Annotated in this window: 11 protein-coding genes; 1 reads left to right on the top strand and 10 read right to left on the bottom strand. The window is 70.8% G+C overall.

Going from position 1 to position 14,498, the window contains the following annotated elements; translation table 11 throughout:
• Positions 1–20: 20 nt before the first annotated feature.
• The 10 genes from ACZ5BU_RS11645 to ACZ5BU_RS11690 form a co-directional block, all read right to left on the bottom strand.
• Entirely contained in the window at positions 21–782 is a 762-nt protein-coding gene (locus ACZ5BU_RS11645) for a TadE/TadG family type IV pilus assembly protein (RefSeq protein ID WP_465697874.1), read from the bottom strand.
• Entirely contained in the window at positions 779–1,216 is a 438-nt protein-coding gene (locus ACZ5BU_RS11650; RefSeq protein WP_465697876.1) for a TadE/TadG family type IV pilus assembly protein, read from the bottom strand. Before ACZ5BU_RS11650 ends, ACZ5BU_RS11645 begins: the two co-directional genes overlap by 4 nt.
• Positions 1,217–1,227: 11 nt before the next feature.
• Positions 1,228–1,653, bottom strand: coding sequence for a TadE/TadG family type IV pilus assembly protein (locus ACZ5BU_RS11655; RefSeq protein WP_465697878.1), 426 nt, complete (start codon positions 1,651–1,653; stop codon positions 1,228–1,230).
• 17 nt (positions 1,654–1,670) lie between these two features.
• Positions 1,671–1,892: a hypothetical protein gene (locus ACZ5BU_RS11660; RefSeq protein ID WP_465697879.1), complete on the bottom strand. Its 222-nt coding sequence runs from the start codon at positions 1,890–1,892 to the stop codon at positions 1,671–1,673.
• A gap of 100 nt (positions 1,893–1,992) precedes the next feature.
• Positions 1,993–2,913 carry a type II secretion system F family protein gene (locus ACZ5BU_RS11665; RefSeq protein WP_465697881.1) on the bottom strand — a complete coding sequence of 307 codons (921 nt, stop codon included), beginning with the start codon at positions 2,911–2,913 and terminating at the stop codon, positions 1,993–1,995.
• On the bottom strand, positions 2,910–3,815 hold the full coding sequence (locus tag ACZ5BU_RS11670; RefSeq protein ID WP_465697883.1) for a type II secretion system F family protein: 906 nt from the start codon (positions 3,813–3,815) through the stop codon (positions 2,910–2,912). Before ACZ5BU_RS11670 ends, ACZ5BU_RS11665 begins: the two co-directional genes overlap by 4 nt.
• A gap of 4 nt (positions 3,816–3,819) precedes the next feature.
• On the bottom strand, positions 3,820–5,130 hold the full coding sequence (locus ACZ5BU_RS11675) for a CpaF family protein (RefSeq protein WP_465697885.1): 1,311 nt from the start codon (positions 5,128–5,130) through the stop codon (positions 3,820–3,822).
• Complete coding sequence (locus ACZ5BU_RS11680) at positions 5,127–5,927, bottom strand: hypothetical protein (protein ID WP_465697887.1); 801 nt, start codon at positions 5,925–5,927, stop codon at positions 5,127–5,129. Before ACZ5BU_RS11680 ends, ACZ5BU_RS11675 begins: the two co-directional genes overlap by 4 nt.
• Complete coding sequence (locus ACZ5BU_RS11685; protein WP_465697889.1) at positions 5,927–6,664, bottom strand: hypothetical protein; 738 nt, start codon at positions 6,662–6,664, stop codon at positions 5,927–5,929. The genes ACZ5BU_RS11680 and ACZ5BU_RS11685 overlap by 1 nt, the downstream gene beginning before the upstream one ends.
• A gap of 51 nt (positions 6,665–6,715) precedes the next feature.
• Positions 6,716–7,195, bottom strand: coding sequence for a hypothetical protein (locus ACZ5BU_RS11690; RefSeq protein WP_465697891.1), 480 nt, complete (start codon positions 7,193–7,195; stop codon positions 6,716–6,718).
• Positions 7,196–7,303: 108 nt separating this feature from the next.
• Here ACZ5BU_RS11690 and ACZ5BU_RS11695 point away from each other — a divergent pair, with 108 nt between their 5' ends.
• On the top strand, positions 7,304–14,485 hold the full coding sequence (locus ACZ5BU_RS11695; RefSeq protein WP_465697893.1) for a hypothetical protein: 7,182 nt from the start codon (positions 7,304–7,306) through the stop codon (positions 14,483–14,485).
• The last annotated feature ends 13 nt before the right edge of the window (positions 14,486–14,498 follow it).

Consider the following 14,498-nt stretch of genomic DNA (forward strand, 5'->3'; position numbering starts at 1 on the left):
GAAGCCTTTCCTCCGGGTCACTAGCGCTTGGTCTTGGTCGTGGGCGGTACGGACGGACCGGTCGGCGGGGTGCCGGACGGGTCCGGGGTATCCGACGGGTTCGGCGTCGGGGTCACGTTCGGCGAGCAGGTGGCCGGGAACGGGAACGGGGACAGTGTCCAGGTCGGGGTCGGCGAGCCGACGGTCCAGGTCGGGCACGGCAGGTCGATCGTCGGCGGCTGGGCTGTGGTGATCGGGATGTTGCCCGGTCCGTCGGTGGTCGGGTTGACGACGATCGGGGGGACGCTGGGGCTGTCGTCGGCCTTGTCGACGCCTTGTTCGGCGTGGGCCTGGCCGGTGCCGACGGCTTTCAGGGACTGCTTGCCGATCAGGCCCAGGAACGTGGTCTTGTTCTGGATCGCGACCTGGATGTCGACTTCCTTCTCGGTCAGCGTGGTCGGGCCGCAGGCGGTCACGTTCGGGTCGTTCGACTGGACCTGGCCGCAGAAGCCCGCGATCGCGGTCGCGGCCTTGGTGGTGTCGATCTTCGCCTCGGCCGAGTTCAGCTGGATCGCCGCGGCGCCGACGCGCGCGGCTTCCTGTGCGTACCCGACGGCGCGCGACCGGGCACCCAGCTGCCGGCCGCCGTCGATGACGAGACCGGCCAGCGTGAAGATCATCACCGCGAGGATCGCGACCGCGGGGCTCAACGCCCCCCGGGAGAAGCGCCGATGGTTGCGCGGGGCATCGATCCGGACGAACTCGACGAGCCGGGACAGGGACCGGGGCGTAGGAGCCGTCACCGCACCCCCCGGTACGGGTCGAGCGACGAGGTGAAGCGCTTGGTGATCGTGGTGTCGCCGCCGAGGCCGAGCAGGCCGAGGTCGCGGTAGTTGATCGTGCAGGTGACCTCGACCGACAACGGCTGCCCGGCAACGAAGCCGGTGGTCAGCGATCCGGAAACAGTGTCCTTGCAGGACTTCACCGAGTGGCTCATCGCGTCGGTCACAGCCTGGTCGACGCGTCCCTGAGCCTCCTGCGCCGAACGCGACTGACTCGCGCCGCGGGCGCCGTCGCGGGCCGCGCCCTCCAGCTGCGAGGAGGTCTGGAAGTACCGGCCGCAGGCGAGCAGGAACATGAACAGCGCGAGCAGCACCGGCGCCAGGATCACCATCTCCAGCGCCATCGTCCCGCGCTCCCGGCGGCGTACCGGCAACACCGGCCGCAGCAACCGCATAGGAAGGACCCTCACTTGTCCGCCTGGAACTGCTCGATCGGCCCGGTCGCGGTCTGGGTCACGGTCAGGTTCAGACCGGGTACCAGCGAGACGGTGTCGCCCTTGACGGTGAACGACACCATGCCTTGTGGATTGTTGTACTCCGGGAACGGGACGCTCGCGTGCTGCAACGTCGTACCGCCCAACTGCTTGGCGTAGGACTCGATGTCCGCGCGCACCTTCTCCCCCACGGCCGGCGTGTAGACCGGCGGCTGGACGAGCCGCAGCCGCGAGACACCCTCCTGCGCCGCGTTCAGCGCGACGGACCGCCCGTACAGCCACAGGGCGGTCTGGATGGAGACGAAGATCAGCGCGAGGATCATCGGCGCCAGGATCGCCAGCTCCAGGGTGCTGACCCCCCGCTCCGAGCGTCTCCGCCGTACCTTCGTCCACCCCACGCGCATCGCTCTGCCCGTCAGCCCTGGTTGATGTCCGCGGTGTGCTTGCTGATCACGGCCTTCACCACGGCACCGATCGCGAGCGCGGCGACGACCAGGATGCCGGAGATGATCGCCCACTCCAGCGCGGAGGCGCCGAGCTCGGTGGGGCCCTGCTTCGCACGGGCGCGCTGGGCGTGCGCACGCGCCACGGCATAGCGGGCCATGGTCCGCCAGAACATCAACTCCGAGGAGGTCATCTGATTGCCTTTCAGATCGTGAGGCCGAAGCAGGCCCCAGTATGCCGGGTTCGACGGGCTACTCCGCCTAACGGATCCCTTGCCCTGATCACTGTTCGGCCTAACTTCCCAGGATGGCCACCCCGGCCGGGAAGGCCAGGAACAGGAAGAACGCCGCGATCATGACGAGCTGGGCGACCAGCATGGACTGGGACCGCTCACCCGCCTTGCCTTCCACGTCGGCCAGCTCCTTGCGGCGCAGCGAGGCGGCCCGGGCGAGCAGCGAGGAACGGATCTTCGCGCCCTCGTCGCCGGCCAGTGCGAGCGCCGACGCCAGGTCGCGGAGTTCCTCGACACCGAGGTCCTCGCCGAGCCGGGCCATCGCGTCCCACGGCGTGATGCCGATCAGCCGCGCGTTCGCGAGCGCCTGCCGGATCCGGGCCATCGCCCAGTGCTCGCCGATCGTGGACGCGGTCATCAGCGCCTCGGGCAGGCCGCGGCCGCCGGCCAGGTTCATCGCGACCAGGTCCAGGAAGCTGCCGACCACGTGCCGGAAGTCCCGGCGCCGCTTCTCCGCCTGCTGGCGCAGCGCCAGGTCGGGCAGGAAGAACGCCAGCGCCATGAACGCCAGCGTGACGATCGCCGGCGAGAATCCCGGCGCGGTCAGCCCGATCGCTGAGAACAGGAACAGCACGATCGGGATGAACACCAGCGCGCCGAGCGCGAACAGCACCTTGGTGGCGAGCATCGCCGCGAACGGCTGGTTCATCACCGCGAGGTCGCGGCGGAGTTTGCCGAACGACCAACCGCGCGCGTTCGCCTCCAGCTCCAGCCGGCGGCCGAGCGACTCGCGGGCCCGGTCGACGCCGCCGAGCACCCGCTCACCGGCGGCGCTGGTGGTCGCGCCGCTCATGTACCCGCCGCGCCCGGCGTCGATCCGGGCGATCGTGGACAGTACGTTGGCCCGCGGCTTGATGAACATCCGGACCAGCACGTACACGCCGAGCCCGGCGATACCGCCGGTGATGAAGGCCCAGGTCATCCGCTCACCACCTCCATCCGCTCGTCACCCGGCCGGCTCGGGCCGTGGTCCTTGGTCGTACCGATCAGGAACCGCTCCGGTACCTCGATCTTGGCCAGCCGCCGCAGCCAGAGCAGGCCGATCGCGTACAGGCCGATCACGATGGCCAGCACGATCTGCCCGATGAAGCCGCGGTACGGAGCCATGTACGTCGGGTTGAACAGCACCAGGCCCGCCGCCATGATCAGCGTGATCGCGACGACGACCTGCACGCTGCGCCGGGTGGAGCGCCGCTCGGCGGCGACCTTCCGGCGGACGTCGAGCTCCTCGCGGGCCGAGTCGGCCAGCGCGCTGAGCACCTCGCGCAGACCGGGACCGCGGAGCCGCGCGTTCAGCACCAGTGCCGCGACGATCAGGTCGGCGGACGGGTCGTCCAGGTCGTCGGCGAACCGCATCAGGGCCGACGGCAACGGTTCGCGGATCCGCAGCCGGTCGACCAGCAGGTTCAGGCTCGGCTTGATCGCCGGCGCCGCGTTCACCGCGGTGGCCGGGATGGCCTGTTCGAGGCCGACCGCGCCGGCGATGGTGTCGCGCAATGCCTCGGTCCAGGTGGCGAGCGCGTCCAGGCGCTCGATCGCCCGGCGTTCCTCACCGGTACCGCCGAAGAAACGGTCCGCCATCACGGCCAGCAGGCCGAGCGCGACGGCCAGCACCAGCCAGCGGGTGACCACGAGGACGAGCAGGCCGACCGCGAGCCCGGCGCCGAACCGGATCAGGTTCTTGCGGTTCTCGGCGCTCCGGTCGCGGAACAGCGACGGCGTCTCGTCCCTCGGTTCGGTACCGCGGAGGGCGACGATCAGCAGCAGTAGCGCGCCACCCACCACCGCCCCGCAGATCAGCGCACCCAGCGTTTCCATGCTCATGGCATCACGCCCAGGTTCCGTGCACGAGGGGCTGGTAGCCGAAGTGTTCGAGCTCGTCCATGCAAGCGATCGGCGCGTGCGCGGCGGCGCGGCCGTCCGGGCCGGGCGCGAACACCTCGCCGGACAGCACCCGGCCGTCCCAGCCGGTGACCTCGCGGATGCTCTCGATGTACCGGCTGACGCCGCCGCCGCGCTGGTAGTCGTTGTGCCGCCGGACGAACACGACGAAGTCGAGCGCGCCGGCGATCAGCATCTGGGTGGCGTCCATCGGCAGCCGCTCGCTCGCCTGGATGGCGTACGTACTGATCCGGTTGAACACCTCCATCGAGCTGTTCGAGTGGATCGTCGACAGCGAGCCGTCGTTGCCCTGGCTCATCGCGTTCAGCATCGTGACGATCTCGTCGCCGAGCACCTCACCGACGATGACGCGGGACGGGTTCATCCGCAGCGAGCGGCGGACCAGGTCGGCCATCGTGACCTCGCCGACGCCTTCGGAGTTCGGCAGCCGTTCCTCGAACGCGACCACGTTCGGGTGCAGGTCCTTGAACTCGCCCAGGCCGAGCTCGAGCGAACGCTCGACGGTGATCAGCCGCTCGTGCGGCTGGATCTCGTTGGCCAGCGCGCGCAGCAGCGTCGTCTTCCCGGAGTTCGTCGCGCCCGCGATCATGATGTTCTTCCGGGCCGCGACCGCCGCCCGCAGGAACGAGCCGACGTCGTCGCTCATGGTGCCGTTGACCACCAGGTCGCGGAGGAACACCCGGCCGAGCCGGGCCCGCCGGATCGAGACCACCGGCCGGGCGGTCACGCCCATCACCGCGGACAACCGGGAACCGTCCGGCAGCCGCAGGTCCAGCTGCGGGTTCGCCGAGTCGAACGGGCGGCTGGTCAGACCCGCGTGCGACGCCAGCACCTGGATCAGCTCGATCAGTTCGTCGTCGCTCTCGGCCACCGGGCCGGGCGTCTCCTCGCGGCCGTCGCCGTACTGCACGAAGACCTGGTCGCAGCCGTTGATGTCGATGTTCTCGACCTCGGGGTCGTCGATCAGCGGCTGCAGCCGGCCGACCCCGAACAGCGCGGAGTGGATCGCACCGGCGATCTGCGCGTCGTCGTCCGGCGTCGGCGGCGTCCGCCCCTCGGCCAGCTCGTACCGCGCGTGATCCTCGAGCACCTGCACGATCAGCGACCGGGCGTACTCCCGCTCGTCCTCCGCGCTCATCGGAGGTACGCCGTTGACCTGGTCCCGGCGGCGCTGCTCGTTCAGCCGCTCGGCGACCTGCACGCGAAGCCGGCGGACCAGCTCCTGGTCCGCGCTCATGAGTAATCCCCGGGCGGGAACGCCGCGTTCGCCATGTCGAAGTCCTGCGGCGGCGGAGCGGCGACCAGCGATGCCATCTCCGCGGTGATCACGGACGCGGACCGGATCAGCTGGGTCTTGTCGAGACGGCCGTGGCCGCGCCCGTCGAAGAACGCCGCGCCGGCCGGGTCGTACGCCAGGTGCCAACGGTGCCGTACCGGGAGCGACATCGCGTCCAGCACGCTCCACACCTGCTTCACGCCGTCCCGCTGCTTCGGGTCGGCCACCACGACCACACCGAGTTGCGCGTCGACGTGGTGCACCAGCGTCGACAACCGCTCCCGCAGATGCGCCACGGACGAGCCCGTCGCCGAGCACACCAGTACGACGAGACGCGCGGACTGGATGACCGGCAGCTGCGGCGACGACGCACCGATCCGCCCACAGTCCGCCAGTACGTCGCTGTGCTGCATCTGGTTGAACGAGATGCCGAGCGGATGCCACAGCCCGCCCATACCGCCCACCTGCTCGGGCGAACGTACGCCGAGCAGTACGTCGAGACCGCCGTCCAGCTGCTGGCTGTGCGCCAGGATGACCTCGTCACCGAGCCCCTTACGGCTCGCGGCCGCGAGGCTGACCAGGCCACGGTCGGAGTTCAGCGCCGCGCCGGCCGGGCCGGTCATCCGGATCGCCACGTCGCTGCCGGCCGGGTCGCACTCGGCCAGCAGCACCTGCCGCGGCCAGAGCGCACCGAAGACAAGGCTGGCCGTGGTCACGCCGGGCGAGCCCTTCGCGCTCGCCAGTGCCACCAGTGCCATCAGTTGGACCCACCGTTGCGGGAGACCTCGGGCTTGCTGCCCGGCGCCAGCTTCCCGACCACGAGGGTCTTCGCCGCGGCCGCCGCGGCGACCGTGTTGAACTTCGAGGACGGAACCAGAACGGTGATGTTCAGCGAGCTGTTCGCGTTCGTCTTGCTGTCGGTGATCGCGCCGGCGGTCGAGGTCACCTCGGCGGCGGAGACCAGTGGGACCGGGGACCCGCCCTCGTTGGCCGCGGGGACGCGGACGATCGAGACCATGTCGCCGACCTGCAGGCCGTCCGACGGCGCGTGCCCGGCGTCCAGGCTGATACCGACCAGGGCACCGTCGATCGGGATCGGCTGCTCGCCCTCCTTGGTGAAGTTGGCAGGCGTGACGAACTGGTCCTTGTACAGCCAGCTGGTCGTGTACCGGCCGATGTACTTGCTGGCCTGGGACCACGGGATCAGGCCGCCGGTGGCGCCGGCCAGGTCACCGCGGGAGAAGTCTTTGGCCTCGACCTTGTGCCCCGGTGGGAGCGCGGTGGCAGAGATCGCCACGAAGTCGGAGCGGTTGCCGCTGTTCAGCGCGATCAGCGCCGAACCGGCGGCACCGAGCAGGATCAGGATGACCGCGAGCGCGGCCAGCGCCGGACGTCGTTCCCGGCCGCTCGGGAGGCGGTTCGAGCCGCCACCCGTCGGTCGGCCCGCAGCCCGGGACCCTTGGGAAGAGGTACGCGTGGAGGACGAGAGACTCACGCGCCTACCGTAATGGCAGCAAGGTACCAATCGCGCCGGCAGGCCGTGCCGTTACCGGGCCGCGACCCGCTCCCGCTCCCGCCCGGTCAGCAGCTGGTTGAACAGTCCGGGACCGCCGTACAACTGGTCTAGATAGGCGTACAGCGCCCGCAGGCTCAGACCGAGCTGCCGCTCCCACGCTTCGCGCCCTTCCAGCCAGTCGATCAACTCGCGTCCCTCGGCCAGCGTGACGGCCGCGTTCACCGGCTGGTCCATCCGGTTCGAGTCCTCGTCCCAGGCCGTGTCCGCCCCGCGTACGGCCTGTAAGGCGGCCGCCAGCTGGTCGAGCGCCGCGCCCTCGTAGAAGCTGCCGAACCCGTACCGGCCGCGGTCCCGGTCAGTGCCGTGCAGTTGGTCGAGGTACTCGCACAGGGCCAGGAACAGCTCGATGCCGTCGTACTCCGGACCGCCGGGCACCACCCGCCGCAGGTCGTGAACCAGGTCGCGGGCCTGGCTCACCGTCCATTCCGAGTCACCGAGCCGTTCTGACATGGCACGGATCCTAGGTGGACACAGGGCGTTAATTGTTAACAGCTTGTGTGCTCCAGATTGCTGGCAAGTAACCGATTCTTTGCTACATTCCGGAACCTGAGGGTCCCGATGACAACTGGTGAGCACCGGGGCCCTGTGGACGGGGAGGCGGTGATTCGGCTGACCACACCCACGGTGTCCGCCGCTGAGGCGACGGACCGGGCCCGCTCGGTGGTTGGACGTGCCCTCGGGATCTTGCACCCCGCGGCGGTACCGCTGCGTGACGGTCGCGTCCGGCTGACCTCGCGACGCGACACGCTCGCCGCACAGGTGCTGCGGTCGCTCGAGGACTACCTCGCGGGCCGCGCCGCCCAGGAAGCGAGCGACGACCGCCTGGTGGCGGAGGCGGTCGCGATTCTCGGAGCCGATGTCGCCCGCGCTCGCCGGCAGGACCCGGCGCGCGGCGCGACCGACGCCCTCGACCGGTACCTGAGCGGCCCCGGCCTGGACGCGAGCCACAGGGCCGAGGCCGAGGCGATGCTGCGCGTCGCCCTCACCGGCGCGTCCGCGAACGACCCGGCGGCGGCCGAGCGGCTGGCCGCGATGTCGGCACCGGCGGCTGCTCCCGCGCCGTCGACGATCGTGTCCGCCTCGGCCGCGATCAGCCGCGAGGCTGCGTTCCTCGACGTCCGCACGGCGCCGGCACCCAGCGGACGGGCCGGCGGACGGGCCGGCGGACGGGCCGGCGGACGGCAACGCCGTACGGTCGGCACCAGGCACCGGAGCGCAACCGGACGCCGGCTCTGGACCTCGCAGCTGCGCGGCACCGGGCTGGGCCTCGCGCAACGACCCGACACGCAGGTCTCGCTCACCGACACGCACGCACTGGGCCTGCTCGGAGGGATGAACGAGCGTGATCTGGCCGCGTCCCTCACCGACCGGCCGGACGTCGACGCCCGGCAGGCCGTCGTACAACTGGCGGGCGGCGACGTACCGCAGCACGTCCGTGTCGAGGTCGGCAGCGTCCCACTAGGCGCCCTGGCCTGTACCACGACGGGCTCAGGTACGGAGACCGACCCGCACGTACTGCACCTCGCGTCCGGGCTCACCGACGAGCAGGTCCGGATCGTCTGGGCACAACAGCTCTCCCAGCTGTCGCAGGAGGTCGCCGCCGGTCAGGCCGAGCGCCCCCACGGCGTACTCGGGCGGCTCAAGGCAGCCTTCGGTCACGAACGGCGCGACCGCCGGGTACAGGCCGACCAGGCCGCGTTCCAGGTCATGCTCCGGGACTGGCACGAGGCCAACGCGCAGACCCAGGCGAACGGGCAACCGGGACGGCGCGGCGTCGCCGACCTCCAGCGCGACCTGGAGGCACTCGCCCGGAACATCCGCCGTCGCGGCGGCGCCGAGCCTGCCCTGCCCTGGACCGCCGGAGCGGTCGTCGACCCGGCCGCGGCCGACTTCGGGCGCGCGGCCGAGCGTGCCCAGGCCGTGACGACGGCGCCGCTGAACACCGAGGAGCATCTGCGGACCCAGGTGGTCACGCAGATCGAGACGCTCGAGGCCGCGGTCGCCGACCTGAACGCCAAGGCCGAGACCAAGCAGAAGACCTCGCGGGGCGCGCGCAGCGAGGCCGTGAAGTCCGACAAGGACGCGGCCGACGAGGACCGGCAGCGCGACCTCGGGGCTCCGGAACGCGCGCGCAAGCTGCGGGTCGCGGCGACCACCTCGCGCGCCAAGGCCGCCCGGCACACCAAGATCGCCGAAGGCTACACCGCGGCGGCGGGCACGGCACAGCAGGCACTGGACCAGTACCGGCAGCTGCTGAGCGAGATCGACGACGGCGCCCCGGCGGCCCGGATCACCGAGCTGGCCGGTACGGCGAAGCAGCACGTGCAGGCGTACGAGCGCAGCCTCGACCGCGCGATGCCGGCCAAGAACCTGTTGATGACCGGCGTACCGGGTGGCGACGGGCCGACGCTGCCGCTCGACGCCGTCAACGGGGTGATCGACGAGTTCAACCGGAGAAATCCCACGCGGAAGATCTCCCACCTGTCCGAGCGCGGCCCGCTGCCGAACCCCTCCGCGGAGTACCGCCGGGTGCTCTCCGAGGACGGCATGGTGTTTGCCGTCGGCAACCATCCGGACACCGGTGCCGGGCAGCTGGCGCAGGTCCGGCTGCGGCTGAGGCCGCGGGACGTCACCGAGCTGACCGACCGCGACTACAAGCTGGCCGAGCAGATGTCCGCCTCGCTCGGCGAGGGCGGTATCAACGTCGGCACCACCGACACCCACTCGACCAGCGCGAGCTTCGGCCTCAGCCTGCAGCCGTTGCTCGCGCTGGCCGCGGCCGGTACGCCGCTGCACGCGGCCGCTCAGCTGGTCTCGCCACGGGTCGAGGTGACCCAGGGGCGGACGCTGGCCAACAGCAGTGGAGCCACGGCGCACTACCAGTCCGGCTGGGTCGACGCGAACACCGGCGAATCGCTGCTGTACCAGTGGTCCGGCAAGTGGGAGATCGAAGTACGCGACTCCCCCACCGAACAGTGGTCTCCGGTCGAGACGTTCGACGCCGGCCAGCAGCAGACCTGGGTGTCCAGCGCCTACGCGGTGCCGGCGGCGACCGAAACCGACTCGCTGGACCAGATCGGCTTCGGCGCGCAGGTCACCGGCGAGTTCCCGCGGCACACGGTCAGCAGCATCACCGGACTGCAGGACGTCACCGACGGCCTGGTGCGCAAGGCCCAGCAGCAGTACGGCGACCTGGACCGGGTCGCGTACAACCAGATCGCGGGTCTGATGATCAACGACTCGCACCGCCTGCTCCGCGAGATGAGCCAGCCCGGTGGCATCACCCGGCGGATCCAGACCGGCGGTGAGACCGAGTACGAGCTCACCTGGGAGGTCGAACCGGTCTGGAGCCGCGCCGAACTCGTCGGCGAGTCCAGCATGGACATCTCGCAGGAAGAGGTCCTGGTCGATTTCGCCGGCGTGAACGCGAGCCAGACGTTCGGTACGTCGGCCACGGCGAGCGGGTCATTGTCCTTTCCGGGCAAGGCGGACGTGGCGCACCCGCTGGGTGCCGCGACGGTGCTCAACGACGTCGGCGGCAGCGGCGTGAGTCTCTCGCCGAACGTGTCCGCCGGACGCAACGTGTCCCGCTCCGGTGGCCAGAACGTCAGCATGACCGCGATCACCCCGGCCGTGCACCGCAACCACGGCACGACCCAGGGCGTCCTGCTCGGGCTGAACGTGCGCGCCACGCTGCGCAGGATCGACGACCCGAAGGCGCAGCCGATCGTCGAGACCGGCAAGTGCAGCGCCCTGCTCCGGGTCGCCGAGAACGACCTGCTCCGGGTCGGCGCCCGCGCGGACAAGGACGCCGTACTGCGCGACAACGGCGTTGTCCGGACAGATCCGAAGGGCAACGTGCTGCTGCGCGGCGACGCGCTGCCGACGACCCTGCCGCAGCAGATGCCGCCGTGGATGGGCTACGGGCCGAACCAGTTGCGCGGTGTCGGCAAGGCCCTGCCGCGGAAGCTGCAGGGCGCCGAGGACCTGCAGCGCAGGGCGTTGACCGCGCTGGGCGACATGGGTCTGGTGCCCAAGCCCGGCACGCAGGGCACCGAGGTGCAGCGCCTGAACCGTGAGCGGATCGTCAACCAGATCAATGCGCCACGGATCGAGGCGGGCATCAACCAGGCCTGCCAGAGCGGCCTGATCGTGTCGCTGGAGGACCAGGGCTTCGCCGGTACGCCGCGCCGGCGGCACTTCCGGTTGTCGCTGACACAGGACCACGACGAGACGACCGGGCAGTTCAGGGCCGAGGGCGCCGGTGTCAGCGAGACCGACACCAACGTCTTGCTGAACATCAGCTCGCGGGCCACCGGGCGGACGTCCGGGCGGTCCAAGGCGCTGCCGCTGTCCGCCGGTATCGGCGGCACCCACGCACCGGCGACCGGGATCGCCGGACTGCTGGGCAGGCTCGGCCTGAACGGTAACCGGACCGCGCGTGGCCGGAACTCCAGCCAGACGGCCGGACGGCGCGCTCAGCGCGTGACGCTGAACCAGTCCGGCCAGCCGCTCGACATGCTCGACCAGAAGTTCCGGATGACCTTCGCCGAGATCACCGACCGCGGCGACGCCGAGCTGGCCGCGGTCGACGGCCGGATGGAGATCGCGTACGACAGCGCGCTGACGCGGGCCGATACCCCGGTGTACGAGAAGAACCCGAAGGCGCCGGACAACGCGGCGGTCCAGGCGGCGATCCCGGTCGCGGTCGACCCGGGCACCGCGGACCCGCTCCCGGGGCAGGAGCGCCGGCGAGGGCCTGCCGATGTGATCTGCGATGCGATCCCGGCGATCCGCGCCGACTCGACCGCGCTGCCGGCGTTGCACGCCGCGCTGTCGCCGGTCAGCCTGTGCGCCAACCGGGAATGGCTGAACGGCGACTACCGGCTGCCGTTCACGGTGGTCAAGGCGCCCGGCAACCCGGTGCACATGCTGAAGGACCGCACGATCCTGCCGCAGGAGTACCAGATCGTGGTCCGCGGCAAGGCGGTCAGCCTGACGCACGTCGCGATGAGCCAGCAGGACACCCTCGACATCAACTTCACGATGAGCGACGTCGGCGCGACGACCGGCACGTCCTCGTCCGGCGGGTTCGGCGGCAGCGCCGGCGGTGGCGGAGTGAACGCCGACGGCACCGGGAGGAGCGGCGGGATCTCGGCCGGCCGGACCGGTGGCCGGGCGCAGTCGACGACGACCAGCGAGACGTCCGGTGACGAGCGGCTGCTGGTCAACCCCGGCACCCACCACGAGTTCGTCGAGCGGTTCGAGATGACCGCGGACATCGTGCACAACGGCGAGGTGGTCGGATCGGTCCCGCTGCCGGATGCCCTTGCGCAGAAGGCGATGGCCGAGCGGCGGGCGCTGGAGCTGTACGCGGAGAAGAAGCTCGACCTGCCGCTGTGGGTGGTGGCCGACGCCACCGAGCGCTACCTGAACGACAAGCTGCCGATCAGCCACCGGACCGCGGCCGCGATGCTGATGCGCTACCAGGAGGAGAAGGCCGGCGTGACCACCGGCCTCGCCGCCGAGCACACGACCGCGGTCCTGACCGCGAAGCTGGTCGGGCAGACCGGGACCCCGGCGCCGCAGGCAGCCGGTGACGCGGAGCAGTTCGAGCAGGCCACGCAGCAGGTCGTACAGCGCGCCGACGAGCGGCGCGAGGTGCACGGCACCGAGGTGTACGTGGAGAGCCTCGGCGCCTCCCAGATCGAGTCGGTCATGGTCGGCGACCGGATGCTCGACCTGCGCGAGCTGGTCGAGCCGCAGGTCGACGAGCTGGCTCCCGGCCTGCGGACCGCCAGCCTGCAACTGCAGGACGACCTCGACGTCGACCTGGACCCGCGGGGCTACCTGGGTCACTTCGAGGACATGCTCGGGGCCGGCGCGTTCGTCGCCCCGATCGAGGTCCCGATCCAGGGGCAGCAGCGGCCGGACGTGCTGTTCGTCCAGGTCTCGGCGCAGTACGTCGGCCCGCGCACCATCGACAACGTCCCCAGCAAGCCCGACGGCACCCCCGACATCCCGAAGGAGGCGGTCTTCGGGATCGTCCAGGGCTACGACTACCAGGGGCTCGACCAGCAGACCGGGCACACGGTGTCGATCACCGGCGGGATCGACGGCAAGACCAGTACCGCTCTCGGGCCGGACGCGGACGCAATCGCCGGCCTGGCGACCGACCGGACCACGACCCACATTGGCGGCACCGGCACCCTGAACGTCGGGATCCACCGGGTGGGCCACGACCTGAAGCGGACCGAGCAGGACGTCCTCTTCACCACCCAGGTCGTCCGGATCCGGAACGCCGGTGCGGCCGCCCAGGCCAGCGCCCGCTGGAAGCTCGGCCTGATCGACCCGGCCGACATCACCAGCGTGTCCGCGCCGCGGCAGGTTCGCGCGAAAATGGTCCAGTGGATCCCAGAGGGCGATCTGCTGGACGGCCCGCCGCCGGCCCGGACCCCGGAAGCCGAGCAGGAGCAGGCGATCGACTATCGCCCGATCCAGGTGCCGGAGGGTGCGGTCCCGCTCCGGGTCGCGCTGCACGGGCGTGGAAACGCCCGGCAGCACGAGTTGCTGGCCAACCTGTCCGAGAAACTGGAACAGCGCCTGGGCAAGAAGTTCGTCGCGGCGTACCAGCATCTGCTGCACGCGCAACTGAAGCCGTCGGCGCTCAAGGCCAAGGCCGCCCGGTTGCTCGACAAAGGCATCGACCTACAGCCGATGACGGAACCCGGAAACGGTCGCTCGACGGTGTACGTCTCGGTGCGCGCAAGGGCAGTCGGCTGGGAGCTGCACGGGCCGGAGCTGGAGGGCCAGACAGGTACCGTCTGGCGTCGGCAGCAGAAGTACTGGTCGTCGAGTACGACCAACCGGCTGACGCCGCTGACCGCAACCGGCGGCTTGTACGGCGGGATGGTGAGCGGCTCGATCGGCGAGCAGGTCAAAGAGACCTCGTCGGACGCGGCGGGCACCCGGTTGGAGGCCCACCGGGTCCTCGAGGGCCAGCAGGTCACGGTCCGGATCCCGATCGAGTACGACGCCACTGCCGGGATCGGGACCGACAACGGGCACGGCGAGCCGGTCATCCGCGAGACCATCGAGCTGCCGAACTTGGCCAGCGGCCAGATGTACTTCCGGATGCCCGCGCACCAGTACCTCGACGTACTCGAACGGCTGGAGCGCGGCGCGGACCTCGACACCGCCCTGGCCGAGTCGCGGCTGCAGTCGGTGCCGGAGGACTTCGGGCCGCCCGACGTCGTGGCGACGGAGTACCAGCAGGGCAAGGACGGTGCGGCGGTGTTCCAGCCGTACACGCCGTTGCTGGACCTCGTCGCCCAGGCCAAGGCCAACCGGCGGCCGATGGTGCTGCTGGTTCAGCAGGCCGACGGCCGGGAGCAGAAGTACGAGGCGTCGGCCAAGGGCGTCCTGCAGGGCCAGGCCGACGGCGGCTTCGGCACCGCGTTCGGTCAGCTGGACCGGCGGATCGTACTGATGGCCGAAGGGCGCGAGGTCGACCTCCGGAAGCTGTTCAACACCTCGCCGCCCGGAACCTTCAACGCCCGGGTGGCCGAGGCACTGATGGCGAAGGGCGTACCGCGGGACGTCCTGAAGGGTCTGGACTTCGGCACGACCGCGCACAGCATGGCGCAACCGGCCGCCCACGAGGCGCGGAACCACGCCGCAGCCACGGCCAGGGGAACCATTGCCCAAACCGGCCACGGGCCGTCGCTGACCGGACCGTGAGCCGATGACAAAA

It is taken from the genome of Kribbella sp. NPDC031520 (assembly GCF_055580825.1).

Bases quoted from the DNA above. Each gene is read 5' to 3' on its own strand.
- ACZ5BU_RS11650 (WP_465697876.1), bottom strand. From the start codon at position 1,216: ATGCGGTTGCTGCGGCCGGTGTTGCCGGTACGCCGCCGGGAGCGCGGG.
- ACZ5BU_RS11660 (WP_465697879.1), bottom strand. From the start codon at position 1,892: ATGACCTCCTCGGAGTTGATGTTCTGGCGGACCATGGCCCGCTATGCC.
- ACZ5BU_RS11665 (WP_465697881.1), bottom strand. From the start codon at position 2,913: ATGACCTGGGCCTTCATCACCGGCGGTATCGCCGGGCTCGGCGTGTAC.
- ACZ5BU_RS11670 (WP_465697883.1), bottom strand. From the start codon at position 3,815: ATGAGCATGGAAACGCTGGGTGCGCTGATCTGCGGGGCGGTGGTGGGT.
- ACZ5BU_RS11675 (WP_465697885.1), bottom strand. From the start codon at position 5,130: ATGAGCGCGGACCAGGAGCTGGTCCGCCGGCTTCGCGTGCAGGTCGCC.
- ACZ5BU_RS11680 (WP_465697887.1), bottom strand. From the start codon at position 5,927: ATGGCACTGGTGGCACTGGCGAGCGCGAAGGGCTCGCCCGGCGTGACC.
- ACZ5BU_RS11690 (WP_465697891.1), bottom strand. From the start codon at position 7,195: ATGTCAGAACGGCTCGGTGACTCGGAATGGACGGTGAGCCAGGCCCGC.
- ACZ5BU_RS11695 (WP_465697893.1), top strand. From the start codon at position 7,304: ATGACAACTGGTGAGCACCGGGGCCCTGTGGACGGGGAGGCGGTGATT.